At 62.2% G+C, this 26,615-nt stretch carries 24 protein-coding genes; 11 read left to right on the top strand and 13 right to left on the bottom strand.

Annotated elements, in window-relative coordinates; all coding sequences use genetic code 11:
* Positions 1 to 26 precede the first annotated feature (26 nt).
* Positions 27 to 785, top strand: coding sequence for a PEP-CTERM sorting domain-containing protein (locus KF712_05485; GenBank protein ID MBX3740422.1), 759 nt, complete (start codon positions 27 to 29; stop codon positions 783 to 785).
* 167 nt (positions 786 to 952) lie between these two features.
* Positions 953 to 1,762, top strand: a complete 810-nt coding sequence (gene folP, locus KF712_05490; protein MBX3740423.1) for a dihydropteroate synthase — start codon at positions 953 to 955, stop codon at positions 1,760 to 1,762.
* A 76-nt stretch (positions 1,763 to 1,838) separates the two neighbouring features.
* Here the strand turns inward: folP and KF712_05495 are convergent, their stop codons facing one another.
* Entirely contained in the window at positions 1,839 to 2,279 is a 441-nt protein-coding gene (locus KF712_05495) for a septal ring lytic transglycosylase RlpA family protein (protein ID MBX3740424.1), read from the bottom strand.
* Between the two features lie 252 nt (positions 2,280 to 2,531).
* On the opposite strand from KF712_05495, the gene KF712_05500 reads away from it, so the two are divergent.
* A complete protein-coding gene (locus KF712_05500; protein ID MBX3740425.1) occupies positions 2,532 to 3,146 on the top strand; it encodes a hypothetical protein in 615 nt (204 codons plus the stop codon).
* 141 nt (positions 3,147 to 3,287) lie between these two features.
* Here the strand turns inward: KF712_05500 and KF712_05505 are convergent, their stop codons facing one another.
* The 9 genes from KF712_05505 to pgtP form a co-directional block, all read right to left on the bottom strand.
* Positions 3,288 to 3,545, bottom strand: coding sequence for a hypothetical protein (locus KF712_05505; protein MBX3740426.1), 258 nt, complete (start codon positions 3,543 to 3,545; stop codon positions 3,288 to 3,290).
* Positions 3,542 to 4,171, bottom strand: a complete 630-nt coding sequence (locus tag KF712_05510; protein MBX3740427.1) for a hypothetical protein — start codon at positions 4,169 to 4,171, stop codon at positions 3,542 to 3,544. The genes KF712_05505 and KF712_05510 overlap by 4 nt, the downstream gene beginning before the upstream one ends.
* 1 nt (position 4,172) lies before the next feature.
* Positions 4,173 to 5,084 carry a hypothetical protein gene (locus KF712_05515; protein MBX3740428.1) on the bottom strand — a complete coding sequence of 304 codons (912 nt, stop codon included), beginning with the start codon at positions 5,082 to 5,084 and terminating at the stop codon, positions 4,173 to 4,175.
* A gap of 119 nt (positions 5,085 to 5,203) precedes the next feature.
* Entirely contained in the window at positions 5,204 to 5,695 is a 492-nt protein-coding gene (locus KF712_05520; protein MBX3740429.1) for a hypothetical protein, read from the bottom strand.
* A gap of 15 nt (positions 5,696 to 5,710) precedes the next feature.
* Entirely contained in the window at positions 5,711 to 7,585 is a 1,875-nt protein-coding gene (locus KF712_05525; protein ID MBX3740430.1) for a SulP family inorganic anion transporter, read from the bottom strand.
* Positions 7,586 to 7,600: 15 nt separating this feature from the next.
* Positions 7,601 to 8,725 (bottom strand): LptF/LptG family permease, encoded by a 1,125-nt coding sequence (locus KF712_05530; GenBank protein MBX3740431.1) that lies wholly within the window; start codon positions 8,723 to 8,725, stop codon positions 7,601 to 7,603.
* A 483-nt stretch (positions 8,726 to 9,208) separates the two neighbouring features.
* Positions 9,209 to 9,709, bottom strand: coding sequence for a PH domain-containing protein (locus tag KF712_05535; GenBank protein MBX3740432.1), 501 nt, complete (start codon positions 9,707 to 9,709; stop codon positions 9,209 to 9,211).
* Positions 9,710 to 10,655: 946 nt separating this feature from the next.
* Complete coding sequence (locus KF712_05540) at positions 10,656 to 11,468, bottom strand: glycerophosphodiester phosphodiesterase (protein ID MBX3740433.1); 813 nt, start codon at positions 11,466 to 11,468, stop codon at positions 10,656 to 10,658.
* A 26-nt stretch (positions 11,469 to 11,494) separates the two neighbouring features.
* Entirely contained in the window at positions 11,495 to 12,832 is a 1,338-nt protein-coding gene (pgtP, locus tag KF712_05545; protein MBX3740434.1) for a phosphoglycerate transporter protein PgtP, read from the bottom strand.
* A 397-nt stretch (positions 12,833 to 13,229) separates the two neighbouring features.
* Here pgtP and KF712_05550 point away from each other — a divergent pair, with 397 nt between their 5' ends.
* The gene (locus tag KF712_05550) at positions 13,230 to 14,042 is read left to right on the top strand and encodes a PEP-CTERM sorting domain-containing protein (protein ID MBX3740435.1); all 813 of its coding nucleotides are present in this window, start codon (positions 13,230 to 13,232) and stop codon (positions 14,040 to 14,042) included.
* A 19-nt stretch (positions 14,043 to 14,061) separates the two neighbouring features.
* Positions 14,062 to 15,903, top strand: coding sequence for an FAD-dependent oxidoreductase (locus KF712_05555; GenBank protein MBX3740436.1), 1,842 nt, complete (start codon positions 14,062 to 14,064; stop codon positions 15,901 to 15,903).
* 243 nt (positions 15,904 to 16,146) lie between these two features.
* Here KF712_05555 and KF712_05560 read toward each other — a convergent pair whose 3' ends face one another.
* From KF712_05560 to KF712_05570, 3 genes are all read right to left on the bottom strand, one after another.
* Positions 16,147 to 16,926: a thiazole synthase gene (locus KF712_05560; GenBank protein MBX3740437.1), complete on the bottom strand. Its 780-nt coding sequence runs from the start codon at positions 16,924 to 16,926 to the stop codon at positions 16,147 to 16,149.
* Between the two features lie 224 nt (positions 16,927 to 17,150).
* Complete coding sequence (locus tag KF712_05565) at positions 17,151 to 17,786, bottom strand: HAD family phosphatase (protein ID MBX3740438.1); 636 nt, start codon at positions 17,784 to 17,786, stop codon at positions 17,151 to 17,153.
* Between the two features lie 185 nt (positions 17,787 to 17,971).
* Positions 17,972 to 19,096, bottom strand: coding sequence for a hypothetical protein (locus KF712_05570; protein MBX3740439.1), 1,125 nt, complete (start codon positions 19,094 to 19,096; stop codon positions 17,972 to 17,974).
* A gap of 160 nt (positions 19,097 to 19,256) precedes the next feature.
* Here KF712_05570 and KF712_05575 point away from each other — a divergent pair, with 160 nt between their 5' ends.
* The 6 genes from KF712_05575 (at position 19,257) to KF712_05600 (ending at position 26,574) form a co-directional block, all read left to right on the top strand.
* A complete protein-coding gene (locus tag KF712_05575) occupies positions 19,257 to 19,967 on the top strand; it encodes a PEP-CTERM sorting domain-containing protein (GenBank protein ID MBX3740440.1) in 711 nt (236 codons plus the stop codon).
* 166 nt (positions 19,968 to 20,133) lie between these two features.
* On the top strand, positions 20,134 to 22,329 hold the full coding sequence (locus KF712_05580; GenBank protein ID MBX3740441.1) for a sulfatase: 2,196 nt from the start codon (positions 20,134 to 20,136) through the stop codon (positions 22,327 to 22,329).
* A gap of 64 nt (positions 22,330 to 22,393) precedes the next feature.
* Complete coding sequence (locus tag KF712_05585) at positions 22,394 to 23,161, top strand: hypothetical protein (GenBank protein MBX3740442.1); 768 nt, start codon at positions 22,394 to 22,396, stop codon at positions 23,159 to 23,161.
* A 78-nt stretch (positions 23,162 to 23,239) separates the two neighbouring features.
* The gene (locus KF712_05590; GenBank protein MBX3740443.1) at positions 23,240 to 24,751 is read left to right on the top strand and encodes a hypothetical protein; all 1,512 of its coding nucleotides are present in this window, start codon (positions 23,240 to 23,242) and stop codon (positions 24,749 to 24,751) included.
* A complete protein-coding gene (gene rsmD, locus KF712_05595; protein ID MBX3740444.1) occupies positions 24,748 to 25,299 on the top strand; it encodes a 16S rRNA (guanine(966)-N(2))-methyltransferase RsmD in 552 nt (183 codons plus the stop codon). Before KF712_05590 ends, rsmD begins: the two co-directional genes overlap by 4 nt.
* A 3-nt stretch (positions 25,300 to 25,302) precedes the next feature.
* On the top strand, positions 25,303 to 26,574 hold the full coding sequence (locus KF712_05600; GenBank protein MBX3740445.1) for a hypothetical protein: 1,272 nt from the start codon (positions 25,303 to 25,305) through the stop codon (positions 26,572 to 26,574).
* Positions 26,575 to 26,615 lie beyond the last annotated feature (41 nt).

Here is a 26,615-nt window from a genome sequence, read left to right on the forward strand (position 1 = left end):
CACTAAGGATAGTAAGGATTTCGCCGATGAAAATTTTGGGCCGATTCCTCTCCGCACTCTCACTGGCAGTCTTGTTCAAGGGAACCCTCGCGATGGCTGCGGTATCGGTCCCGTTTTCCACGAACTTTCCCAACGAAACCTCCATCGCTGATTTCACATCCACCGGCGGAACCTGGAGCATCCAGAATGGGAAATACCGCAACGCCTTGGGGGGATCCACGCCTTCCTCCTCCACGGTCCGCGTGACATCCGGGCTGGAACAGGGATTCCAGCTCTCCACCACCTATACTCTGGTCTCCAGAGGAGGGGCCATCAGCAACACGTTCGTCGGCTTCGCGGCGCTGGCTCCCAACGCGGATGCCACCACCGCGACCTCCAGCACGCCCTTCATCCTCGCGGACGTCATCTCCGATGGAAATCTGCGGATTGTTCTGGTGAACGGTACCAACAACCCCACCCCGCTGGCCACCGCCGCGCTTCCGGCCAACACCATCGCCACCGGCGGGACTTACACCCTCACCCTCACCGGCATCTACGCCACGGGCGGTCTGGATCTCACCTTCAGCCTGACCAGCAACGGTGTCACCACCTCCGCCAGCGGACGCCTGGAAGGGAGCAACGTCCCGACGGGCGAATACTTCGGCTTCCGCAACCGCTCCGGCGGAGGCGGCACCTCCATCACCGCGGATTTCCACGACATTTCGCTCAATGCCATCCCCGAGCCGGGAGCCACCGCCCTGCTCCTCCTCGGCGGTGCCGCCGCCCTGGTCCGGCGCAGGCGCTGATCTTCCACAGCGATCATGGGTTGCTGCGGGGGCGGCCGGAAATTTCCGGCCGCTCCCTTTTTGTCCACCCTTTCCCTTCGACGCGCCCGTTCCACCCGTCCATCCTCCGCGCCATGAACTGGCGACTGCCCGCCCGCACCATCACCTTCCCGCGCCGCCCGCTCGTCATGGGCATCGTCAATATCAACGACGATTCCTTTTCCGGGGACGGCACGCTCGATTTCCCCAAAGCGGCGGAGATCGCCATCGAACAGATCCGGGCCGGAGCGGACATCATCGACATCGGTGCCGAAAGCGCCCGCACCAACCGCGCCGCCATCCCCGTCGAAGAGGAAGTCCGCCGCTTCCGCAGCTTTCTCCGTCACTGGCCCGACATCCTGGCCGCCGCCGCCCCGCGGGACTCCGACCAGATCAGCCCGCCCATCCTTTCCGCAAACACCTGGCGGCCGGAGGTCATCGGGGCCATCCTCCCCATCGGCCACATCGAGCTGGTGAATGACATGAGCGGCCTGCCGGACGACCGCAACGCCCGCCTCTGCGCCGCCGCCGGGGCGTCCCTCCTCATCATGCACAGCGTGGGCGAACCAAAAATACCCCACCTCACCCAGCAATGGCCCGACATCGCCGCGGAACTCGACCGCTTCTTCACGGAAAAACTCCACCTCGCGCAGTCCGCCGGGCTTCACCCCGATTCCATCATCCTCGATCCCGGCATCGACTTCGCGAAGCAGCGCGATGACAACCTCACCATCTACCGGGAACTGGCCGGGCTGCGGAAATCCGGCCGCCCCGTCCTCGTTCCCGTTTCGCGGAAAACCGTGATCGGCGAGGTACTGGACCTGCCGAAACCGACCGACCGGGACGCGGGTACCGTGGCCTGCATCACCGCCTCCATGCTCCGCGGAGCGGAGATCTTCCGCGTCCACAACGTGCCCGCCGCCTGGCAGACGGTGAAGACTCTGGCGGCACTCCGCTGACCGCTGCCTCCCCAAAAGGAAAACGGAGCGCCGCGGGATGGTCCGCGGCGCTCCGTCCAGGTTAAGGTTTGTCCGATCAGCGGTTCTCCGGACGTGAAAGCACTTCCACTTTCACCGGAACCACGCCGCGCTTCACGAAACCGATGCGCTCGGCGACGCCGATCGTCACATCGATCACCCGTCCGCGGGTATAGGGACCGCGGTCGTTGATCGTCACTACTTCGGACTTGCCGTTGGCTTCGTTGGTCACACGGACCTTCGTCCCCATCGGCAGGGTCTTGTGGGCCGCGGTGGCACCATGGTCCGTCAGACGCTGGCCGCTCGCAGTGCGGGTGCCACGGTTCGTACGGATGGAATACCACGAGGCTTTGCCACGCTGGACGGACGCCACCTCCCATTTCTCCGGCGCTTCCGCGGTGGAGTTCTTGGAGGTCGCACTGGTGGATGCGCAGCTTGGAATCAGGAGGACGCCGGCTACTGCCAGGGCCACGGATTTGAACTTCCGGGTCAGGTTCATAGTCATTGTTTCTGGTTGCCCCCCTTGCGGGCGGCGGGGTCAGATAGTCCGGCTGGAAGGCCCGGACAAGGAAAAACTGCACCTCCACTTTTCGGCTGAAAACCTGCAAAACAGGGCACTCAAACGGAACTTATTCACATATCTTAACTATTTTCTCGTCATTCTGGCCCCGCTTTTGCTATGTTGGGTGACATGATTGGTCACTGGATGCCATCGAGCCGTGATCGCTTCACCCGCTCCGATTTTGACTTCATGACGGCCATACTCGCCCCCGGCGACAAACGGCCTTTCCTGGCGAAACTCTGGGACGATCCGGAGGCCCTCCGCGAGATCCTCGACCTGAAGGAAGTCCTCCGCGGACTGCTGGATTCCCCCTCCGCCCTCCAGGTTTCCCCCTCGTTCTATTTCTACGTCCTCGTCCGCCACGCCTTCCTCGGCGCCAACCTCACCGATCCGGATGTGGCGGACTACGTGGCCGGCCTGCTGGCCAAACGCATCTGCACCAATGCCGGGGATCCGCTCCAGGACATCGCCCACGGTTTCACCCACGCCGCGGACTTCATCGCCATCATCTCCTCCGCCCACGGCCGCATGCGGTTCCACCTCCAGGTCGCCGCGGGGAACCACTTCCTGGTCCTGACCGGCCTCTACCCCGGCTTCCTCCAGGGCCGCTGCGACCGCCGCGGCTCGCCCGACCTGGCCTTCTACGAATCTTTCGCCCGCCAGGCATTCCGCGGCGCAGCCGACAATCCGGAAGCACCCACCAGCGCCCCGCGCCACCTCCTTGGCTGCCTTTCCGAAGCCCTGCCTGAAGCCCGTCGTTCCCTCAACCGCATGGCGGAGGAGTTCGTGTTCCTGGGGGACTGAGCGAACACCAGCCAACATCGGACGCCGACTTCATCACGCATCAACAGCCATCAGGAAAGAGGCCGCGTGAGGGCGCTGGTCGTCAGACCGGCATCTTCCGGAACAGGTAAAGCTGAAATCATGGAATGATGGGGCAGCCGGTCAGACGACTCCACCTTTCATCCTGAAATACGCCACCAGCGCGGCGATGAGCGCGCCCCCGGCGGCGAGCCATGGCCACAGAGGGGAGTGGTCGGAGTCTCCTTTGCCATCGTCATTGGTGCCGGGAGCTTCCTTGGATGATGCGTTGGTTCCTCCGGTTGAGTTGACCTGTTTCTGTGCTGCGGCTTTCCGGAGACGCTCCACGGAGCGTTCGATGTCGCTGGCAATGTCATCCCGCCCAACTTCATGGAGCCTCACCGCGAATTTCGCGGCTTCGTCAATATGGCGGGCATCTCCGTATTCCTGGAGGGCATTGGCGATATGACGGGGTCCATAATCTTTGATCTTCCCCATTTTCCTCTCATCGTCGCTGTTGAAGTAAATGAGGATCTCTTGCAACAGATCAGGGTTTTAAGTGTCCTCAGTGACATGGCGATATAACCGCCAAATCTAGTTGTCGCCAAATGGCTGACAGGTTCGCCACGGGACAGGGACTCATCAATCTGTTGGAGCGCGCTGTTTTTTTCAAAGTGAAACACCTTGATGGCCCCTTGGACCATGCCGGGGGATTTCAGGAAGGTTCCTCTGTGGTGCGCGAGGCTCAGGGCTTGCCGCGAAGCATCAACCCCGAATTGTTCCGGATGGTTCGCGATCTTCTCCAGGATGGATTCCCAATCCCGCGTGTCTTCCTTCACGAGTTGATCTCGTTTTCCGGAGTAGTTGCCGATGATCGGCGACTCTTCGTCGATAGATTGGAGAATCATAGCCTCCACCTGAGCCGAAAACTCCTTGGGGTCCTGCGAATCCGGATATTTCAGCCCACGCGCTGGCGGAGAGAAAACGAGGAGTGCGGCGGCCGCCATCAGCTTGAGGACTTCTTTCATCTTAAGGATCCACCATGAGTTCATTGACGAGCATCTTCTGCTGCAAGTTATAGAGCCGTTTGCTTGAATCCAATGCATTTGTGCCGGAAGTACCGCCCGACCGCATTAGATTGTGGTCAAAGAGATGACCTATGCCCTCTCCGTAATAATCGGTGTCTGATTCTTCGGGATCTGCTATTCCATAGTGTCCGGCATCCGTGATGATATGCCCCACTTCATGCACGAGCGTGAAGTCATGACCGTTGACGGTTTTCTGCTCGGAGATCACCGCGACATCACCATACACCATTTCACTCGGATGCCTCCAGCCTCTCCTCATGGCAAATCCGCGATCTGGGCTCATGATATTACGCACGACGAACACCGTGATGATTCCCCTCTTTCCATCCGTGATCGCCTTGTCCACCAGCTTCTTCACATCGGGATGCACATAATGACCAGTATAGCCGTTGATCGAAAATCCTCCCATCCCATCATAGCGAACTTCCTCATCATCGAGTCCGTCCGGCACATCCATCGAGGTGATGGTGAGATCGAAATCCACCCCGACTTGGGCTAGCCGCTCTTTGGCTACCTTTTTGAACCGATCCACCGCTGCAAAGCTCATGTTCGTATCACCCACCATGATGATCTTCCCTTCAATTCTTTTCCTCACCTTCACCAGCACCTTCATCCCGAGCGGATAGGTGACCGCACCGATCTGGATGGTGGAGATCTCCACATCCCCTCCCAACTGGATCCGGTGCGTCCGGTCGCCTGGACCTTCGTCGGGACCGTCCGCACTGTCGTCCACCGCGTCCGATACCAGCAACTGCGATTGCGATTCCTGCTGGAACGGATTCGCCGTCAGCGGGATCTCTGTCGCCGGATCGTTATAGGCTCCATCCGGATTCCTGAACGCTCGGATGTCCAACCCACATTGCTGGTAATCAAGCGTTGGACCACCGGCCTTGGTCTGTCACTGGGAGATGTGATCCGAAGGATCGAATCATAGCTCTTCAACCGTGGCTGGTAGCCCCACCGTGTTTTCCCTCACCTTGTCTCCTGCCACTTCGCACGGGCGAGCCGCCAGACGCCGTCCTTCTCTTTCTTCCAGTCCAGTTCCACCTCATACAGGCCGTCCGCCGGACGGTAGGAAGGAAGCGCGACGACGGCCTCGATGGTGGCGCTCACCCGCGCATCGTCCCCGAGGATGGTGATGGCATGGTATTCCACCAACTCGAACTTGGTGAAGTTCGCGATGCGGGTCAGCCCGCCGAAGCCGCTCTCGATGTCGGTCCTCTGGTGGACGCCGTTCGCTTCCTCGATGGTGGGCGTTTCGAGCGCCAGCTCATCCGCGATGAGGGTACCCAGCCCCAGCGCGCTCAACTGGCGGGAGTTGGCCCCACCGCCGGTTTCCTCCATGGTGAGGATGGACATCAGCTTTCCGGTGCGGCGCTTCACCACCTGCTCCGGGGAAAAGAACCAGAGAAGGACGGCGACCACGGCCACCAGGGCGACCACGGGGATGAGGAGTTTTTTCATGGATGTGCCGCGCGGTTACTTCTTCTTGCTGGGATCGTAGAAGATCCGGATGTCCGCCTTGTCCGTGCCGAGGACTTCCTGCGCGCGCTTGAGCGCGTCCCGGGTGGAGAGGTTGGGGTTGCTGGGTGAGTTCAGGAAAAGGTTGGTCTCCCCTTCCTCCCGCTTGCAGCCTTCCTGGAGCGCGGCGAGGACACCGGAGTTTTTCAGCAGAAGATACACCTCCCTGGACGCTCCGGAAATGAGAAGATGCAGGCCCCGCGCGCGCATGAAGCGGATGAGGTCCTCCAGCGCCATCACGCTGGTGGCATCCAGGTGCCGGGCATTCCGCAGGCGCAGGATGATGACCTGGATCGCCGGGTCCGAGACGATCCGCTGGATCTGCGTGCGGAAAAGGTCCGCCGCGCCGAAGAACAGGTCACCCTCCACGTGGACGATTGAGATCGCCGGGATGGGCCGGCCTTTCTTTTCCGCGATGGCCCTCAGCTCGCCTTCGTCGTTGAACTCATACTCAATGAGGAAAGGCCGGCTCGCCTTCCGGAGGAAAAGCATGATCGACACCGCGACCCCCACGAAGATGGCCACGTGCAGCGGGGCGAGCAGCGTGGCGAGGAAGGTGACCACCAGCACCAGCGCGTCATCCGGAGTGGAGCGCAGGCAGATGCGGATGTTCTTCCTGTTATAAAGTCCGACGGAAAGGGCGATGACCAGCCCGGCCAGCGCCGCCTTTGGCACGAAGTTGATGAGCGGCGCCCCCCAGCCGACGGATGCGGCGATGAGGAGGGCGGCGCCCAGCGTGTAGAGTCCCGTGAAAAGAGAGGCGAACCGGGTCCGTGCCCCGGCCTCCAGATTCAGGGTGGAGCGGGTGAGGGAACCGGATGCGGGCATACCGCCGGCGACCGCGCTGGCCAGGTTCGCCATGCCCACGGAGAGCATGTCCTGGTTCACATCCGCGCGGTCCCCGGTGCTGGAGGCCAGCGTTTTCGCCATCAGCGTGTTTTCGAGCGAAGCGAGGAAGGAAATGGCGAGCGCCACGCCGAGCAGCGAGGAAACATCACGGAAAAATCCGTCCCGCCCGAAATCGGGCACCCGTGGCATGAGTTCGGAAAACGTGAATGTCTCGAACACCGCCGCCTCTCCGAATGGTCCGACGGAAAAATGGATCAGCACGCCGAAGGTGGCGGAAGCCAGTCCCAGTGCGATGGCAAACGCCGGGAAACGCGGGAACCATTTCCGGATCGCCAGATAGATCACCACCGTGGACAGGCCGATGAGGAGAGAGATCCAGTCCGTGTGCGGCAGGGCCAGCACCAGACCGTAGAGCATGCCCGCGAAAGTCGCGGACGATTGCGAACCCATTTCCCCGGACACGCCCAGCAACGTGACCATCTGGTTCGCCATGATGAGGGTGGCCGCCCCGGTCATATAGCCCACCAGCACGCTGCGGGAGATGTATTGCAGGAGGTCCGCGACGCGGAAGGTCGCCCCCAGCACGGCGAACACCCCCACCATGCAGACCAGCAGCGGCATGAGTTCATGCCAGCGCCAGCTCAGTTCCGGATTCACCGAGAAGAAGCTGAACAGCATGAACGCCGTGGCATTCGTCGGCCCCAGCATCGTGTGCCGGGAGCCCGCAAAAAACGGCGCGATGATGGCCGCCACCGCCGCGCAGACGATGCCATAGACCACCGGCAGACCGGCGATGGCCGCGAAGGCGATGGCCTGCGCCACGGACAGCATCGTCACGCTCAGCGCCGCACGCGCATCCCACTTCGCCTTGTCCAGGTCGTAGGTCTTCGCCGCCGTGATGAAGGGCGTGAGGCTGATATGGTCCGAATCAAGGAAAGCGCGGACGTTGCCGCTGAGTTTCTTGACCAGTTTCCGTGTGTTCATCCCGCAGTGGCCACGTTACTTGAACTTCGCTCTCCGGAACAGGAATAACCCGACCAAGACACAAAGAACGTTCGGCAACCAGAGCGTGACCGTCGCACCGAGATCCGTTTCGAACTCAGCGGAAAAAACGGAAAAAAGGAAGTATCCCGCGCCCAGCAGCAGGCTGAGCACCAGTCCGGTGGAGGTGTCCTTGCGGCGGCTCTTCAACCCCAGAGGCACCGCCACGAAGGCAAACGCGAAGCAGGCCATCGAGAAGGAAAAGCGCTTGGTGATCTCCGAGCGGAAGTCAACCTGCTTCCGGAGTTCCAGTTCCGGTTTCGACCGGAGGTATTGGCGGATCTCCCCGTTGGTCATGGAGTTCGCTTTCGTCCTTGGCGCCTTCCAGTCATAGGGAAGCACCAGCGGCTCCGCCGCACCACTCAGACCGATGTTCGGCGGGCCATCCGCCTGCTTCGCCTCGAAAAAGGCGTTGAGCAACCGGAGGCTGAACTGGCGTTTTTCGTTGTCCACCTTGATGGAGGCCCCTTCCGCATGGATGTAGGTCCTTTCAGATCTCTCCTCTTCGCCCTCCTCCCCGTCCTCCAGTTTCCTGTTCCAGTACAAGTGGAAGCCGACAAGTTGCTCACCCTCTTTATCCTCAACGAACAGCATGTTCGAACCGTTCTTCGATTCTTTCAGGAATGCCTGCACCTTGCCGGGGTCCAGCAATGCCCGAGGATCCTTTTTCACCTGTTCCATCGCCAGATCCTGGACGGATGCCTTGGCCAGCGGCACGACGTTCACATTCAGATACAGACAGATGCCGGACAACGCCGCACCAATGACGAACACCGGCAGCGCCAAACGCGTCAGGCTCAAACCCGCCACCCGGAACGCCGTGACCTCATGGTCCGTGGACAGCCTGCCGAAGACCAGCAGCACCGCCGTGAGAAAGCCCCAGGGAATGGTGAACATCAGCGAAAACGGCAGCATGCTGATGATGAAGCGGACCAGCAGCATCGGCGGTGCCTTCTGCTCCACCAGCAAACCGCGGATCTCCTTGAAAAGACTCCCGAGCACCAGAACCACGCTCAGGACGAGCACGGCGTAGATCGTGCCGAAGAGCACTTGTTTTCCGAGATATCGGTCAGAAATCCGCATGGGGTGCGCCGACTCTGGCCGTTGGCAATGGAGGTGTCCAGAAAGAGAACGCGCGAAGGCAGAAGCTCTTCCGAACAGACCGGGGGGAAGCCGTCCATCCTTTCCATGGTTTCGCAAAGGCAACGGTGGACAAAGAAAACCCGGGACAGGGCCTCAGGCGCCCGAAAGAGACCAAGCCGGCTGAAGCCAACACTTCTCATTCCCGGCTGCTCCCACCTGAAAACAAAAAAGCCAAAGGGCGCGGATCCGGGATAGCATTTCGGATTCGCGCCCCTTGGGAGATTTTCCGCAGTCACTCGCTCCAGCTCCACCACAATGGATTCCCCCCGGTCTCCGATTGCAGTTTATGAGCTTAACAAGGCTGCGGGCGCGGCTGTCGGCTGTCTTGGGAACGGCCAGCAACTCGCGGTTGATTAGTAACTAATCCAAACTTTCATTTAGATCAAAGGTTTTATGGCAAATCCGAGGTAATGCGGAATTTTTTCAGAGAATATCGACTCCATCCCCCATTGGGGAATCCTGGAAATCCATTTCCCTCACCCTTTTCCGATCCCTTTGCATTTCAACCTGTTTGCGAAGCTGTTCGCGCAGTTGCAGGCCTCCACGCACGGCCGGGATTTCGAGGGTCGGCTGGGAGCGGTCGGAAGTTTCAAGAATGACGGACGCCAGGCCGGTCAGGCGCATCCACCACGGGCGCACCATCAGCATGTCCTTCACCCGGTAAAGCTCCACCTCGTCCAGTTTCTGGTTGATCACGCCTTGGGTGATCTTGATCCGCTCAGTGGTCAGCTCGAACCCTTGGCAACGCACGGTGAGGTATTTCCAGATGAGCCACGCCAACGGGATGACCAGGGCAACCAAGACCAGCGGCATGAAGATGCCGCCCACGATGATGCCCGCCGCCAGCACGATGGCTCCGGTGAAATTCCAGAGATTGAGCCACTGGGACGGACTGCCTTTCCAGAGAGAGGATTCTTCGCTCACGGAAGCATCCTGCCTCCGCGGCCCGCCTTTCAGCAAGTGGATTCAAAACCGCGGATGAGAGCGGATGAAATGTCCACCGGCCCGCTGTCGGGGTAGCGGAATGGCTGCGCCATTCCGGCTGGGAAAGCTCACGCAGTTCCCACGATTCCGCTTGGTGAAAGATGGCATCCACGGCGCGTCGGGATCGAAACATCGCAGCCATCCACCCAGCCGTGATGGCGCAGCCATCACGCTACATAAATCTCCCGAAATCGCGTTCAACCCAGAGAACCGATTCACATAAATACCATCAATAATTCATTGAGAATATATTTCATATGACAGCCGCAGGATTAGAATTGTCTTCATATTGAAGACCGGCCTGTTGAAGCAATTTTACAAGATCGCTCAATTCCTCCTCAGTTATGCAGAATGAGTAATCTTGGGTGATAAACGTGTCCCTCCAGAATAAATACAACCATTTATGCCCATTTTTCTCCACAAGGGTCATCATTTTCAATAACTTTACTAAAACTGTCAACGAAATCGGAGACCAAGATATCGAACCGTGCCAGCTACCCAGGATAAATGGAAGCTATGAGCGATTGGGAGCCGGAGCTGACGTCCTCCCGGAAAGTGGAGTCCGCGCACAGTCATCCCATGGCATGAGCGTGAGGAGCTGGGGGAGCTGTGATCCTTGATGTCCCAAGACTTCTCCGGTCATTTTCCGCGGGAGGGGGGGGTATGAACAAAACATGCCACCCCGATCCAACACTACCGCCCTCCAGCAATCGCCCAAAAGATTGAGCCACTGGGACGGACTTCCTCCGGGGGGCCGCCTTTCAGCAAGTGGATTCAAAAACCGCGGATGGGAGCGCAACGGATTCAGCGGAGAGCGGCGAAATCAGGACACTCCCATTCCTTCATTCGCGTCCATTGGCGTTCATTCGCGGTTGAAACCACCACCTCACTCCCCGAGCGACTTCCGGATGAGCTCCGGCTTGTCCGTGGTGATGGCATCCGCTCCGGCCTTGACCCATCTCGCCGCAACCTCGGCGTCATTCACCGTCCACACGGCGAGCAGCAGGCCGTTCTTTTTGATGGCAGCGGTGTCCTCCGCAGCCATCGGAAAGCCGTGGTTCAGATCCAGTCCGTCCATCCCGGCGGCCTTCGCCTGCGCGGCCAGTTCCTTCACGTCCGGATACGTTTTTTCCTTCGTCTCCTTGTCCGTCTTCGCGCCCACGATCCAGAGTTTCCGGATGTCCGGGAACAGGGGCTTCGATGCGATCAGGTTCTCCAGCTTGAAGTCGATGAGGAATATCTCGTCCTTCGGCTTGCCGCTGGCGTCGATAACCTTGCGGAGTTCCGGCAGCACCTCCGCTCCGCCTTTGATTTCGATGTAGATGGTCTTTCCGGCGGGGTAGGCGGCGAGCGATTCGCCGAGCGTGGGGATGCGCTCGCCCTTCCATTTCGCGTCCTTCCATGACCCGGCGTCCAGGGCGGACAACTGCTCCAGCGTGCTTTCCCTCACGTCCAGCTCCTCCCCGGTGGTCCGCTTGGTCGTCTTGTCGTGGATGGTGACCAGCTTGCCGTCCTTCGTCAGATAGATGTCCACCTCCGTTCCGTCCGCACCTTCCTTCCAAGCCTCCTTGATGGAAGCGACGGTGTTCTCCGGCGCCACGGCGGAGGCACCGCGGTGACCGATGATGAGCGGCGCGGCGGAGGAAAGGGAGGTCGCGGTGAAAAGAGCCGCCATGAGATGATGGATGGTGTGTTTCATAACAGGATGATGGATGGAGGGGACGTTTATTTTTTCCGGATGAGGGTGAGCGCGCTGAAGACCATGGTCAGCACGCAGCAGACGGTCATGGTGGCGAACACGCCGCCCCAGCCCCAGTGGTCGGAGATCCAGCCGACGCCGGTCCCCGCGATGGCCGCGCCGAAGACGTAGCCGAAAAAGCCGGTGAAGCCCGCCGCGGTGCCGGCCGCATTCTTCGGCACCAGTTCCAGCGCGTGCAGGCCGATGATCATGACCGGCCCATAGACGAAGAAACCGACCGTCCCCAGCGCGACGTAGTCGATCCACAGCGGCCCCTTCAGGTTCGCCCAATACAGCAAGATCCCCACCAGCGTGAGCGCCATGAACAGGATCGTCGCCGGGGCGCGCCTGCCACGGAACAGCGTGTCGGACACCCAGCCGCAGAGGATGGTGCCGGGGATGGCCGCATACTCGAACAATGCCCATGCCGTGCTGGACTGGCCGAAAGAAAATCCCTTCGCCGTCTGCAGGTAGGTGGGGATCCAGTCCACCACCCCATACCTCACGAAATAGACGAACGCGTTCGCCACCGCGATGGCCCACAGCAGCCCGTTGTTCAGCACGTGGCCGAAAAAGATCTCCCGGAAGCCCAGCGTGCGCTCCTGCTCCTCGGAATAGCTCTCCCCGTCCTCACCCTTGTAGCGCTCGATCGGTGGCAGCCCGCAACTCTGAGGCGTGTCCCGCATCAGGAAGAAAACCACCACCGCCACCACGGCCGCGATGACCGCGTTGAAGTAGAATTTCGCACCCCAGTCATGGAAAAGGATCACACCCAGCAGCGCGAACTTCGCCACCAGCGCGCCTCCCACATTGTGCGCCACGTTCCATACCGACACCACCCGGCCGCGTTCCTTTTTCCCGAACCAGTGGACCATCGTCTTTCCGCAAGGCGGCCACCCCATCCCGTTCACCCAGCCGTTCAGCGTCTGCAGCGCCACGATCAGCACCAAAGACGAATAGATCCCCTTTATCCAACCGAAGGAGGCGATCACCATCGCGGAAAGGATCAGCCCCAGGGGGAAAAACCACTTCGGGTTGCTGCGGTCTGAAACGGAACCCATCACGAACTTCGACAGACCGTAGGCGATGGACAGCCCGGTGATGGCGGTGCCGAGCTGCGCCTTCGTGTATTCCGGATAGGCCTTCAGGATGTCCGGCATCGCCAGCGCGAAATTCTTCCGCACCAGATAGTAGGCCGCGTATCCGACGAAGATCCCGGTGAACACCTGAAGCCGCAGCTTCCTGTATGCCGGGTCGATTTCCTGCTGCGGGAGGGGCTCAGCCGCAGGCGCGGGTTTCAGGAACGGAAGCAGGCGGGAACTCATGACGACGGAAGAGGCGTCCGAGACTCGGAACACCGCCCTTCATCGGCAATCAGGAAATTTCCGGCGATTCCTTCCTTTCCCAACCCATATCCAAAAATCCATCCCATGATCCGCCGTTCATCGAAAAACCCAAGAATACCCAACCCATAATCCCATTTTTCCCAAGACTATCCATTGGATTTCATTGTGAAATTATTTCTTTCCCGTGAGTCACTGATTCCCAACAATGATAGGCCGGATATATGAAACCGGTGAACCCTTGGCATACCGCCCGATATGCCGGAACCCAAGCAATCATCCTCTCAATCCCATTCTTTGCAACGATTCCGCCACCTGAATTCCCTTATCTTCCTCCCGTTCCCCCAACCGATCATCCGGCGTCCAACCCCACCAACCCATGATGAGAACGATCCGCTTTTCCGCAATCCTCCCCGCCACCTGCGCTCTCCTGGCCTGCGCGCCACCATCCCAAGCGGCGATCACCACGCTGATCGAGGACACCTTCACCGGCTTTTCCGGAGCCATCGGCGGCCGCACTCCGGACACCAGCTTCAACGACCTGAAGTGGACGACCAGCGCCGGCACACTGGTCTTCAACGGCAATGGCAATGGCGGACTGGACGTCTCCCACGCCTATTCCCGGACCACTTCGTTCGATCTCGGGGCGGGGTATTTCGCGGCCAATCCCGGAATCTACGAACTCTCCGTCTCCATCACGAACGCCTCGGGAATCAACAAGGAGCATTGGATCGGCCTGGCATTGGGCACCGGGGATTCCTCGGGAAACGCTGCGGGCGGCGCTTCGGCGGCAAGCTATGGAGCGGGCCCTTTCCTCGTCTATCGCCTCAACAGCCAGGTCGAGATTTTCGCGGGGCCGAACAACACCAACTCCCTCACAACCCTCAATGCCACCACAGGCCAGGCCCACACGTTCACCATCCGGCTGGATACGGTGACCGATGCGAGCAAGTGGAGCTTCCAGGTCCTGATCGATGGCAGCGCCGTCGATCTGGGGGGAAGCAGCACTTTCACCTATAACTCCAGCAACCCCGACAACCTCCGCTACCTCATGCTATCCACCGGGGGGAATGGAACGGATGCGGCCTTCGCCCGGATCGACAACTTCAGCTTCGTTTCGGTGCCCGAGCCGGGCGTCACCTTCCTCGCCGGGCTCTCCGCCCTCACCCTCCTTTTCCGCCGCCGCGTGTGAAATCCACGAAAACCTCGCCATGATCAAACCACTGCTACCCCTGCTCCTCGCCTCCGCCCTCCCCGTCTCCGCCGCCACCTTCCTGGTCGAGGCGGAACAGTTCAACGAAAAGGGCGGCTGGGAGGTGGACACCCAGTTCATCGAAACGATGGGTTCCCCGTATCTCATCGCCCACGGCCTCGGCAAAGCCGTCAGCCCCGCGTTCACGGACATCAAGGTGCCGGAAGACGGCAACTACCGCGTCTGGGTCCGCACACTGGACTGGACGAAACGCCTGGGCCGCGCCCCCGGAGCGGGGAAATTCAAGCTCACCATCAACGGGAAGGCGCTTGCCGCGGTGCTGGGTGAGGGGGAGGGAAAGTGGACGTGGCAGGAAGCGGGCAAGATCGACCTCAAGGCCGGCCGCAGCAAGATCATGCTGAACGACCTCACCGGCTTCGACGGCCGGGCGGATGCCATCCTTTTCAGCAGCGACGATACCTTCCAGCCGCCACCGGACGCCACCTTCGAGGAACGCACCCGCTGGAACATCGCGGGCGTGCCGAGCCAGCTTGAGGACGCGGGCGAATTCGATCTAGTCGTCATCGGCGGCGGCTACGGAGGGATGGGCGCCGCCATCTCCGCGGCGCGGATGGGTGCGAAGGTCGCGCTCATCCAGAACCGCACGATGCTGGGCGGGAACGGCTCCTCGGAGATCCGCGTGTGGGCGGCGGGGGCCATGCCTCCCGGCGAGTATCCTTTTTACGACATCGTGCGGGAGATCAGCGACCGGGCGCGGGCGTCCCCTACTCCGGGCATTGAGTTCGGGGATTCCCGGAAACAGAAAGTGGTGGATCTGGAAAAGAACATCACCCTGTTCATGGGACACCACGCCTACGGCCTGGACATGCAGGACGGGAAGATCCAGGCGGTGAAGGCCGCGGACGTGGAGGTGGGACGGCTCAAGAAGATCCGCGGCCGCTTCTTCGCTGATTGCACGGGCCACGGCTTCGTCGGCGTGTGGTCAGGCGCGGACACCGCGATGGCCGAAAAAGGCCGCATGGGCATGAGCAACCAGTGGATGTGGGAAGACCGGAAAAAGCCCGTCTCCTTCCCGGAACAGCCGTGGATGTACCAGCTCAGCGGAAAGGACTTCCCCTATCCCCGCATCCGCAACGGCTACGGCCATGCGCAGTGGTTCTGGGAAAGCGGCTACGATGACCACCCCATCCGCGACCTGGAAACGACCCGCGACTGGAATCTGGTCACCTGCTTCAGCGCATGGAACTCCATGAAAAACCACGGTGCCCACGCGGAGCGTGATCCCAACGGCCACCGCAACGCGGAAATGGTCTGGCTCGCCTACATCGGCGGCACGCGGGAAACCCTCCAGATCCTCGGTGACGTGGTTCTCAGCGGGGATGACATCCGAACCAAGAAACAGTATCCGGACGGCACCGTGCTATCCACCTGGTCCATCGACCTCCACATTCCCAACCCTCTCTACGAAAACGCCATCCCCGAACGGAAATTCCTTTCGAAGGCGGTGCATGACCGGGCGATCGACAAGAAGGTGGGCTACCCCATCCCCTACCGTTCGTTCTACTCCCGCAACGTGCCGAACCTGTTCATGGCCGGCCGCAACATCAGCGTGGACCGTGACGCGCTCGGCACCGTCCGCGTGATGAAAACCGTCGGCCAGATGGGCGTGGCCGTCGGCCGGGCCGCCGCCCTCGCCACCGCCACGGACAGCACCCCGCGCGGGATCTACACCGACCACCTCGATGCCGCGAAAAAGCTCTGGAAACTCCCCGGCGACGCCCGCTTCGAGAACATCGACGAACTCCGGAAATTCGTGGACGGAGACAAGCCGCCGCTGTGATGCCGGACCCTGGCAGGGACGCCATTCCATGGCGTCCGGCTGGGGGCAGCGGATGAATCCCGCGATGCCGGGGTGGATGGATCGATCCACCACCCGATTCCAGTGCGTGATGGATGGCATCCTTTCCATATGGACTTATGGGAAGAAGGGCGGATTTTTACCAGCCGTCGTGACGAAGTTACGACGCCACCGATCGGGGCGACAGGAGGGCAAACCTCCGGATTGCCTCCAACGCGGCCCGGCTCACCCCAAAAACCCCGTCAACGGACTCGTCGCGCTGGCGTGGTCGCTGGCTTCCGGCAGGCCCATTTCATAGGCATCCCGACCGGCCTCGACGGCCTTTTTGAAAGCGATGGCCATCCTTGACGGGTCCGCCGCGATGGCGATGGCGGTGTTCACCAGCACGGCATCCGCGCCGAGTTCCATCGCCTCCGCCGCGTGGCTGGGCGCGCCGATGCCCGCGTCCACCACGACGGGCACGGTCGCCTGCTCGATGATGATGCGGATCTGGTCCCGCGTGGCGATCCCCCGGTTCGAGCCGATGGGCGCGCCGAGCGGCATGACGGTGGCGGTGCCCGCTTCCTGGAGGCGCTTCGCCAGCACCGGGTCCGCATTGATGTAGGGCAGCACGGTGAAGCCCTCGTTCACCAGGATTTCCGCTGCCTTCAGGGTCTCGATGGGGTCCGGCAGCAGGTAGGTGGGGTCCGGGTGGATCTCCAGCTTCACCCACTTCGGCAGGCCGGCGGCCTCCGCCAGCCTGGCCAGGCGCACGGCCTCCGCCGCGTTCATCGCGCCGCTGGTGTTCGGCAGCAGCAGGTATTTCTCCGCATCCACGTATTCCAGGATGTTCGCATAGGGATCTTTCGTGCCGGTCAGGTCCGCACGCCGCAGCGCCACCGTGACGATCTGCGTGCCGCTCGCCGCCAGGGCATCCCTCATGGATTCATTCGAGGGAAACTTTCCCGTCCCCAGGAAGAGGCGGGAGGAAAACTCGCGGCCGGCGATGATCAGTGGCGAAGACATTTCGCGGGGATGCTGGGACCACCGCGGAGAACTTTCAAGCCCCCCTTGAACATCGAACATTGAACGTCCAACATCGAACATCGAAATAAAGAAGGGGCGGAAGGGCACGCTGAATGGCCAATCCACCCGGATATGGCCTGACGTTTTTCCCGCGAAGCGAAAAAACCCACCGAGCCTTGAAGATGGAACTCCTCCGCAGGCCCCGGAGTCTTCCTCTCTTCACTTCAACGTTCGATGTTGGACGTTCGGTGTTCGATGTTCCCTACCTCCTCCATCTGTCTTTCCAGCCACGCTTCGAAGGCGGCGTGGTCATGGAGGTCATATTGCCATGACCGGAATCCCATCGCCTTTCCGGTGGCGATGTTGTCCGGCAGGTCGTCGATGTAGAGGGTCTGTTCCGGGACCAGCCCGTAGGCGGCGATGGCGTGTTCGTAGATGGCCCGGTCCGGCTTGATGAAGCCTGTCTCGAAGGACATGACCGCGCCATGGAAAACGGAGAATCCGGGAAACGCCTCGAAGATCCACGGGCTGTGGATGGGGTTGATGTTGGAGAAAAGGACCAGCCGGTGGCCGTCCTCCGCCAGTTTCCGCGCGCACTCCCACATGGGTCCGTTGGGCGTGAAAATGTTCCGCCAGGCATGGAGGAACTCGTCATGGGTGGCGGTGCTCTCCATCACGCCCAGCGCCCAGGTGATGTAGGTTTCCGTATCGAGCTTGCCCGCCTCGAACTCGTCTTTCCGCTCGATCAGCCTTGCGAGCCGTTCCTTGGAATCGACGGTGCCTTCCGGAAGCAGGGTGGCGAGCGAGGTCTCGAAGTCGAAGTCCAGCAGCACGCGGCCGATGTCGAAGAGAAAGGTCATCGATCCGTGGTCATCCTGTTTTTTGATCCGGGTGAAATTACCACTGATTCCACTGATTTACTGATTAAGAAAATAAGTGCTTCACCAAGAAAAACGCCAAGGAATCTCTTCTTCAAAACAATCTGTAAATCAGTGGAATCAGTGGTAATCATCGTCACAATAGCCCTTTAGCCCGCCATCCGTGGTCAACGATCAGGGCATGATCTTGAGATCCTGCCGAGGATGAACTTCGCGGCGGTGATGGAGCCGGAGTTCCGGTCATGGCGGGTGACGCTGCGTTTCATGGTCCGCCAGCCGGCGGCGTCCCGCTCCAGCATGCAGGCCACGGCGGCGGTGAGGTGCTCCGGCGTTTCCGCCAGCTTGCCGCAACCGATGGACTCCAGCAGCCGCAGGTTCCCTTCCTCCTGCCCGGGGACGAGATGGTGGATGAGCATCGGGCAGTGTGCGGCGATGGCCTCGTGGACGGTGGCCCCACCCGCCTTTCCGACCACCAGGTGGTGGCGGTTCAGCAGCTTGGTCACGCGCCGCGTCCAGCCGACGAGCTTCACCCGGCCCGGATACTCCTGCCGGATCTGGAGTGCCCGCGGCAGCAGCAGGGAAACGTATTTCCCCATCACGATGGTCAGGTGCACGGACGGATGCGCGTCCAGCAGCGCGCGGCTGTGGCGACGGATGAACGGCTTTTTCCCGGTCGGGAAATAGAGGATCTTGAACGGATCACAGCAGTCGGAGTTCCCGACCGGCGGGATCTCCGCGAAGTCCGGATGCACCGGAAAACCCGTGACCTCGATCTTCTCCGGAGGGAGGCCGGTGGCCGCCATCACCTCCTTCGTCGCCGGATCGGTGACGATCCAGTGGTCCGTCGGCGCGCGCAGCCAGGTGGCGTTCACTTCCAGCGAGTCCGTCACCACGGTGAAGACCGGCACCTGCCCGCCGTATTGGCGGAACGTGCGCGCGATGAAATAGGGATACACCGGATAGGTGCTGACGATGGCGTCCGGCTTGAAGTCCTCGATCAGGTTGGTGAGGTAGCGTTCCGGTTTCCGCATCAACGGCAGCGACTGCTTGTTGAAGTCGGACTTGTCCGTGGAGCGGTAGATGCGCTCCCAGACCTTCGGGAAATGGGTGGTGATGTAGCGGTAGATCCGCTCGATGAGGCGGGTGGAGTGGGGCGCGGCCAGCATGCACGGGTCGCACACCTTCACCTCCGCCCCGGCCTGGGTGAGCGCCAGCCCCAGATTCCGCGCGGCGCTGTTATGCCCCTCCCCGAAGGCGGCGGTGACGATGAGCAGGCGCGGGGATGCTGGCATAATGGAAGTCCGGCAATGTTTTAAGGCCCCCGACCGCCACCCGTCGATGGCAAACCGGCAGGAAAAACGGTGGCACCCGGACCCGCGCAGCCCGGCCCGATCCCGAAAATTCCCACACTTTTTCGGCGCACTCGGGCCACCCGCCACATCCGTAGTCTGTATGAATCCACTCCCGCCTCTCCTGGCACTCGCCGTCTCGGCTTCTTCCGCCCATTCGGCCATCATCATCGGCAACCTCGCCGCTCCGACCACCATCAACGTCACCGGATCGAGCAACGTCACCAGCATCAACTACACCCCATACTCCGCAGGACCTCCCGTGGTGAACGCCGCCTACAATGCGAAGGCGGTGGGCTTCACCATGGGGGCCAGCGATTATTCGGTGGATTCCATCACGCTCCGCCTCAGCGGGGTGGGCAACACCGGCACGGACGCTCCCCTGGTCAGCATCTACACCGCCAATGCAGGGAAAACCGCGCCGTCCACCTTGGTGGGCACTTTCACGAATCCGGATTTCACCACCACCGCGATCACCAACTGGGTGTTCACCCCGGCTTCCGGCATCACCCTGACGGCAGGGGCCTCTTATTTCATCACGGTCCAGCAGACGAACACCACCGGCTCCGACCTCAACTTCGTGTGGGAGAACGGCGGCACGTTGACGGATAACACCAACACCGTTCCTACGGGGGTGGGTGCGACGCATGACACCGCCAGATTCGGCGGAGGCCCCCTTGCATCCGCGATCAACTCCGTGTCCTCCCGCCATAACTGGTACCAGTTGGAAGGGACGGCCATTCCGGAGCCTGCATCCGCGCTCATCGCGGGGCTGGGTGCCGTCCTCCTTGGGGGCCGCCGTCGCAGGGACTGATCACAGCTCCCCGGCCCTCCCGGCATGGCAGGTGGTTCCTGGCCATGCCGACTCCTCCGGAGGCGGAGGACACCCGGACTGAACCACCGGAATCCACTCTTCCGCAGTGGATGCGGAAAATTCCGGCCCTTGATGCCGTATGGCGTTGCTGCCAACCTCCCGCGTCTTGAGCCAGCCCACCTCCACCACCCATCCGGAAAAACGGAACCATCCGGCAGCCCGCTTCCTGCCCGTCCTGGGCGGGATTTCCATTTTCCTCGCCTACCAATTCTGCAGGTCGGTGGAACGCCTCACGAACCGGGCGGGCGCCATGGACACGAAGTTCAGCGCCATCGCGAAGGAAGATTTCATGGGCTTCCTCATCGGGCAGAACGCGCTCATGCTCATCGCCTACGTCATCCTGGCGGTTGTGGGCACGTTGCTGCTGCAGCCGTTCCTTTCCTGGGTGTGCGGAAAGCTGCGCATCCGCCGGTGGTGGGCCGTCGCCATCCTGGCCTGGGGCCTGACCGTGCTGCTGCATGACCACTATTTCACCGTCCGGATGGTGGAATCGAAGCCCTACTTCCTACCGGACGCCGGGGGGAACTGGTACAGCGGCTCCATCGGACTGCTGCCCGCCGCCGTCCGCCGTGTGTTCGACATCGGCTTTTTCACCATCCTGCCGCTGCTGGGGGCCGCCGTGGCCCTGTTCTGGCAGATCCACCGCTGGGGCCGCCGTGGGTGGCTCATCGCCGGTCCGGTGATGGCGGTGGTGCTGGGCATCTTCGGCGTGAAGGCCGCCATCGCCTCCACCACGCGGAAAACCGCCGGTTCACAAAAAGCGCCGAACATCCTCATCATCGGCTCGGACTCCCTCCGCGGGGACCGCCTGGGCGTGGCCGGCTACCGCCCGCGCCGCACGGACGGCCCCGCCGCAGCCGGTGTCTCCCCCACCATCGACGCGCTCGCGGCCCGCTCGGTGAATTTCACCACCTGCTACGCCCCCATCGGCTCCACGCTGGAGTCCGGCACCTCTTTCATGGCCTCCCAGTATCCGCACACCCACGGGTTGCGGCATATGTTCCCGAACCGGCAGGCGATCATGGACGCGCGGTCCCGCACGGTCCCCATGGCCTCCCTGCTGCGGGAAAAGGGCTACGACACCGCCGCCATCGGCGACTGGTGCGCCGGATACTATGAGCTGATGCCGCTGGGCTTCGAGCACATCTCCGTTTCCAGCTTCGACAGCTTCAAGGTGTATATGAGCCAGGCGGTGGTCATGGCCCACCCCATCATCGCCATCTACTTCGACAACGCGCTGGGCTACCGCCTCTATCCGCAGATCAACTCGTTCGCCAGCTTCGTCACGCCGGAGGTGGTCACCAACCGGGTGAGGAAACGCCTGGGAGAAGCAGCCTCGGACGGCAGGCCGTTCTTCTGGCACGTCTTCTACTCCTGCACCCACCTCCCCTATCAGAGCAAGGAGCCCTACGCGAGCATGTTCATCGACCCGGACTATGACGGTCCGAACAAGAAGGCGTTTCCGTTCAATGTCGATGACTTCGCCAGCAAACCGAACCTGGAGGAAATCTTCGCCGCCGCACCCGCGAGGGACATCGCCCACATCAACGCGGTCTATGATGGCTGCGTGCGCCAGTTCGACGACTGCGTGAAGGACATCCTGGAGTCGCTGGAGAAAAACGGTTTGGCGGAAAACACCATCGTCATCGTCACCGGCGACCACGGCGATGACCTCTACGATCCCGGGACCACGCTGCTGCACGGCCAGGGTTTCAACGGCGGCCTCCAGGCCAGCCATGTGCCGATGATCGTCCATGTGCCCGGCGTGGCCGCGAAATCCATCGAAGAAACCGTGCGCCTCATCGACGTGATGCCCACGCTCGCGGACCTGACCGGAGTGGAGAAGCCCGCCGCCTGGGAGGGCCGCAGTTTCGCGGACTGGATCACCGGCAGGTCCGCTCCGGAATGGAGGCCCTTTTATGGCGAAACCGGCTTCCCTTTCATGCAGCCGAAGGTGGCGGACATCGAGCGCCCCCCGCTCCATCCGCTCGACCAGATGACGACCTATGATCCGTCCTTCAACTACCAGTTCGTCCTGAAGCCGGAGTATGAGGAATCCCTCGTCACCGCGAAGCAGCGCTGCCTCCGCACCCGTTATTGGAAGATGGTCTGCACCCCCGCTGCGGACGGCAGCCGCCACTTCGGCCTCTTCCACCTGCCGACGGATCCCCACGGCAGGACGGATCTCGCCACAGCCCGCCCCGAGGTGGCAGCCCCCCTACAGGCCGCCCTCGCCCGCTGGACCGACCAGCACCACGAGTCCTCCATCACCGAAATCTTCCCCTCCGGGGAGCCTGAATAATCCGGAGCGGAGACGGATTGCCGCTTGAGTTCCGCTTTCGATCATACGACTCTCGCGCCGCTTCATGAAACTCTCCGTCCTGCTGCCCGCCGCCCTGCTTGTCGCCGCCACCGCCCATGCGGAGGTGCCGAAGCCCTTCGCCGGCCTGTTCGAAAAGGATGTCCCCGTCCGCGGCCAGATCGGCGTGCCGATGCCGCCGCCGGAGATCAACCAATACATCGCGAAGGTGGAAGCCGCCGCGGAAAAGGACATGAAGTGGTTCAAGGAGTACAGCTCGCAGCAGAAGGCGAACGCGCCGCTCCCCTACAATGAGAAGCTCGGCCTGACGAAGGAGGAGTATGACGACTACCTGAAGCTCTGGTCCCAGCGGGAGTTCAAACCCATCGCGGACGATGTGATGCTCCTGCTCCGCCAGAAAGGACCGGACACCTGGTCCCTCACCGCCACCGGTGCCGCCGCCCCGATTTCCATCCTCAACTACTCCGCCAAGGACGACACCTTCCAGTCCGCCAACGGCAAGCTCGCCCGCGGCGAGGACATCCATGCGGGCGAAGAAAGCATCCTCGGCAAATGGGACGGCTCCGAGTGGAAATTCGAAGAAGAAAGCTCCTTTGGCAAAACCCGCGAGAACATCGCCTACGGCCGCTATGCCGATGGCAAGTTCGGCTTGATCGTCTATCGCTTCGTGGAAGTGTCCAGCGAGGGCACCAAGCTGGCGGACAAGAGCATCGCCATCCGTTTCCCGCTGGGCAAGGCCGCCGCCCCGGCCACCACACCGACCCCCACACCAGCTCCGAAAACGACCCCGAAAGCGGCCCCGAAGAAGAAGTGATCCATGGATGAGGAAGCCCCAACAGGCGTCCGTCGCCGGGGCCCGCGCCGCTGGTTGCGGCGGCTTTTGATCCTTGCGGTGGCACTTCCTCCGGCGGCATTCGGTTTCAGCAACCTCGCGCTGGGCAGCCCGTGGGCACGCGCGTGGCTCTCCCGCAAGATCGAGTCGAAGACGACTCTGGAAACATCCATCGATGGAGCGTCATGGTCACCGTGGAACGGCGTGACCTTCCGCGGCATCACCATGCTGCAACCGGAGCCGCTCCGTGAAATGGTCAATGAGCCTCTGGTCAGCATCGGCCAACTCCGCGTGCGACCGGTCTGGAAGACCGTCTTCACCAAGGAGCCGGATCTCCGTGACATCTCCCTGGAGTCGCCACGGGTCATCCTGCCCATCGAGATCCTTTCCTTTCTGGCAAGTCCCGCCGCTCCGCCTGTGGTGATGGCCCCACCGGCGGCAGAAACGCATCCTGCCCTTCCGGTGGGAGATCTCCTGGCGGCCCACCCGAAGGTGGAGCCCTCCATGCCTGCCCGGGAAACAGGCGACCCGCCCAAACAACCGGATGCGCCCGCCGTGGCAGCCACCGCACCCGGCACAGAACCCGCCGTGGCGGCAACACCGCCCGCGACCACCTCCGCCGCCCGGCCGGAACAGCACTCCCCGCCGTCCGGCGAAGCGCAGCCGCCAGCCACCCCCGCCACCGTCCGGAAGGAAAGCCCTCCCGCCGCCAAGGCCCCTCGATCTCCGGTCCCCACGGATTTCATCCACCTGGAGAACGCATCCTTCACCCTGCTGATGGCGGGCACGAAGACAAACCTCCTGGAAAGCTCCGGCATCACCGGAAAGATCCCCGTCGCGGGAGACCCCGGCACCGCCCACCTCACCATCGGATCCCTGCGGTCGTTCGGCAGCGCGTTGATGGAAAACCGGAAGCTCGACCTCGGCTGGCATGCCCCGTTGATCACGTTGGCACCGTTCGTTGAACAGGTCGGCGGATTCAACACGAAGTTCACCTGCCAGCTCGCGATGCTGACGGGCATCCCGTTCGCATTCGAAGCGGCCGCCCCCCACCAGGAGGTGAAATCCTTCGCACTGCCCGGCGGAACCCTGCTCAATGCCCCCGGAGCCTCCGCCGATCTCCGCATCCGCGGCCGGTTGCTGTTCCCGACCACCTGGGAAGCCAGCTTCACCGCCCATGCGACGAAACCCACCGTCACCTCTGACGGCCAGGAAACGAAGTTCGACGAGGCAAGGAGCCTGATGGTCCTGCGCGGCGGCACACTTTCCTGCGTGGATGCACGGATCGTCGGTGACCAGCTCTCACTGCTTGGGAACGCCACCATCCTTTCCACCGGCAGCACCGCCGGGGTTCTCCGCATCGTCGCCCCGCCGGAGACGACCATGGGCATCGTGAACCGGTTTTTCCCCGGCCTCCAGGCTCCACCTGCCTTCAGTTCCATGTCCACCCCGCAGCGTGCCGCGCTCGACATCGAGGCGTCCGGCAGCCTCGGGGACATCCAGATCCGGCTCGGAAAAAACGGGCCGCTCGCCGGCCAGCCGAAACCACCCGCCACCGCCACCCCACCATGAGGATCATCGCCGGAAAAGCAGGCCGCCTGGCCATCAAGGTTCCCTCGGCCGTCGCCCGCCCCACCACGGACTTCGTCCGCCAGGCGATCTTCTCCATCCTCGGGGAGCGCAACGAGGACGCCCGCGTGCTGGATCTTTTCGCCGGGTCCGGAGCGCTGGGACTGGAGGCACTGAGCCGTGGCGCCGCCTCCTGCGTTTTTGTCGATGAGCACCGGCAGGCCGCATCTGTCATCACGGAGAACCTCACGAAGTCCCGTCTGGAGGGAGGCCGCGTGGTCCGTGCGGAGGCCCAGGCTTTCCTGAAGCGGGACACCGCCACCTACGATCTGATCTTCGCGGATCCGCCCTACTTCAAACATGCCGGGGACAAGGATCACGTGACCGCGCTGCTCACCAGCGACCATCTACCCCCGCGCCTCGCCCCCGGCGGCTCCTTCATCGCGGAGATCTCCTCAAACCAGCGCAGCCCGGAGTCCCCCGCATGGACGCTGGTGGACCGCCGCGAATACGGCAGCAGCGCCATCCTCCGCTACGAAGCCATCTCCTGATCCATGCGTTTCCTCATCGCCCTCACGCTCTACCGGCTGCTGCTGCCGCTCCTGTTCATCGCCGCCTTTCCCGGCTGGGTGGTGAAGATGGTCCGCCGCGGCGGGTTCGGCACGCGGCTGGGTGAACGCGCCGCCATTTACACCACCCGGCTGGATGACGAGCCGTGCGGCGCCGTCCATGTCCACGCCGTGAGCGTGGGGGAAACCATCATCGCGCTGAAACTCATCCGCGAATGGCGCAAAGCCACGCCGGAACGGAAGTTCGTGCTGGCCACCGGCACGGCCACCGGCCACGCCGTCGCCACCGTTGCGGGACTGGACAACCTGCGTGTCACCTATTCCCCTCTCGATTTCCCATGGATGGTGCGCCGCTACCTCAACCGCTTCGAACCGGCGCGGATCGTCCTCATCGAGGGTGAGGCATGGCCGAACCTGCTGCGTTTCTGCCGCAAGAGGAATATCCCCGTCCACCTGGTGAACGCCCGCCTCTCCCCGCGCTCCGCCCGCCGCTACGGCAAGGCCCGTGACTGGGTGCGCCCGCTTTTCTCCATGCTGGATGGAGTGGCCACCCAGGAAAAGGAAGACGCCGCCATCTGGGAAAACCTCGGCGTCCCGGCGGAAAAGATCCGCCACACCGGCAGCATCAAGTTCGACCCCGGCAGCGGAGTCCATCCGGCACGCCGTCCGGAGTTCCAGACCATGCTGGATGCCCTTGGCACCAGTCGCCCCACCGTCATGGCAGCCAGCACCCACATCGGTGAGGAAGCATGGATCGCGGAGGCCATCCGCGCGGCGGGGAGCAACGTGCTCCCCGTCATCGTCCCCCGCCATGCCGAACGCCGGGCGGAGGTGAAGGCGGATCTGGAAAAAGCGGGCTTTGTGGTTTCCCTGCGCTCAGCCTTCCTACCGCCCGCGGATCCTGCAAGTGCCTGTCTGGTCATCGACTCCACCGGCGAGCTGCGCGACTGGACCGCGCACGCGGACATCGTCATCATCGGCAAGAGCTTCCTCTCCACCGGTGGTCAGAACCCCGCCGAGGCCATCCTCGCGCGCAAGCCTCTCATCGTTGGACCTCACATGGAGAACTTCGAGCCGCTCATCAGCCACGTCATCGCGGCGGGCGGAGCGTTGCAGGTATCCGACCAGACCGGCCTCACCGCTGCCATCCGCACCGCTCTTGATCCTGCATCGCGCGAGCGTCTCACCAGCGCAGCCGCCGGTGTGCTGGCCGTGCATGAAGGTGCCACCGCACGGGTGGTTTCTTGGTTGGAATGATGATGGCAGGAACCGCCCGCCATGGCCGGAAACCCGCTTTC

The sequence above is a fragment of the Akkermansiaceae bacterium genome (genome assembly GCA_019634595.1).
In the GTDB taxonomy this organism is placed as follows: domain Bacteria; phylum Verrucomicrobiota; class Verrucomicrobiia; order Verrucomicrobiales; family Akkermansiaceae; genus Luteolibacter.

Excerpts from the sequence above, each read along its gene's own strand:
- KF712_05485 (MBX3740422.1), top strand. The coding sequence starts at position 27 with ATGAAAATTTTGGGCCGATTCCTCTCCGCACTCTCACTGGCAGTCTTG.
- folP (MBX3740423.1), top strand. The coding sequence starts at position 953 with ATGGGCATCGTCAATATCAACGACGATTCCTTTTCCGGGGACGGCACG.
- KF712_05495 (MBX3740424.1), bottom strand. The coding sequence starts at position 2,279 with ATGAACCTGACCCGGAAGTTCAAATCCGTGGCCCTGGCAGTAGCCGGC.
- KF712_05500 (MBX3740425.1), top strand. The coding sequence starts at position 2,532 with ATGACGGCCATACTCGCCCCCGGCGACAAACGGCCTTTCCTGGCGAAA.
- KF712_05510 (MBX3740427.1), bottom strand. The coding sequence starts at position 4,171 with ATGAAAGAAGTCCTCAAGCTGATGGCGGCCGCCGCACTCCTCGTTTTC.
- KF712_05520 (MBX3740429.1), bottom strand. The coding sequence starts at position 5,695 with ATGAAAAAACTCCTCATCCCCGTGGTCGCCCTGGTGGCCGTGGTCGCC.
- KF712_05525 (MBX3740430.1), bottom strand. The coding sequence starts at position 7,585 with ATGAACACACGGAAACTGGTCAAGAAACTCAGCGGCAACGTCCGCGCT.
- KF712_05530 (MBX3740431.1), bottom strand. The coding sequence starts at position 8,725 with ATGCGGATTTCTGACCGATATCTCGGAAAACAAGTGCTCTTCGGCACG.
- KF712_05540 (MBX3740433.1), bottom strand. The coding sequence starts at position 11,468 with ATGAAACACACCATCCATCATCTCATGGCGGCTCTTTTCACCGCGACC.
- pgtP (MBX3740434.1), bottom strand. The coding sequence starts at position 12,832 with ATGAGTTCCCGCCTGCTTCCGTTCCTGAAACCCGCGCCTGCGGCTGAG.
- KF712_05550 (MBX3740435.1), top strand. The coding sequence starts at position 13,230 with ATGATGAGAACGATCCGCTTTTCCGCAATCCTCCCCGCCACCTGCGCT.
- KF712_05555 (MBX3740436.1), top strand. The coding sequence starts at position 14,062 with ATGATCAAACCACTGCTACCCCTGCTCCTCGCCTCCGCCCTCCCCGTC.
- KF712_05560 (MBX3740437.1), bottom strand. The coding sequence starts at position 16,926 with ATGTCTTCGCCACTGATCATCGCCGGCCGCGAGTTTTCCTCCCGCCTC.
- KF712_05565 (MBX3740438.1), bottom strand. The coding sequence starts at position 17,786 with ATGACCTTTCTCTTCGACATCGGCCGCGTGCTGCTGGACTTCGACTTC.
- KF712_05570 (MBX3740439.1), bottom strand. The coding sequence starts at position 19,096 with ATGCCAGCATCCCCGCGCCTGCTCATCGTCACCGCCGCCTTCGGGGAG.
- KF712_05575 (MBX3740440.1), top strand. The coding sequence starts at position 19,257 with ATGAATCCACTCCCGCCTCTCCTGGCACTCGCCGTCTCGGCTTCTTCC.
- KF712_05585 (MBX3740442.1), top strand. The coding sequence starts at position 22,394 with ATGAAACTCTCCGTCCTGCTGCCCGCCGCCCTGCTTGTCGCCGCCACC.
- rsmD (MBX3740444.1), top strand. The coding sequence starts at position 24,748 with ATGAGGATCATCGCCGGAAAAGCAGGCCGCCTGGCCATCAAGGTTCCC.
- KF712_05600 (MBX3740445.1), top strand. The coding sequence starts at position 25,303 with ATGCGTTTCCTCATCGCCCTCACGCTCTACCGGCTGCTGCTGCCGCTC.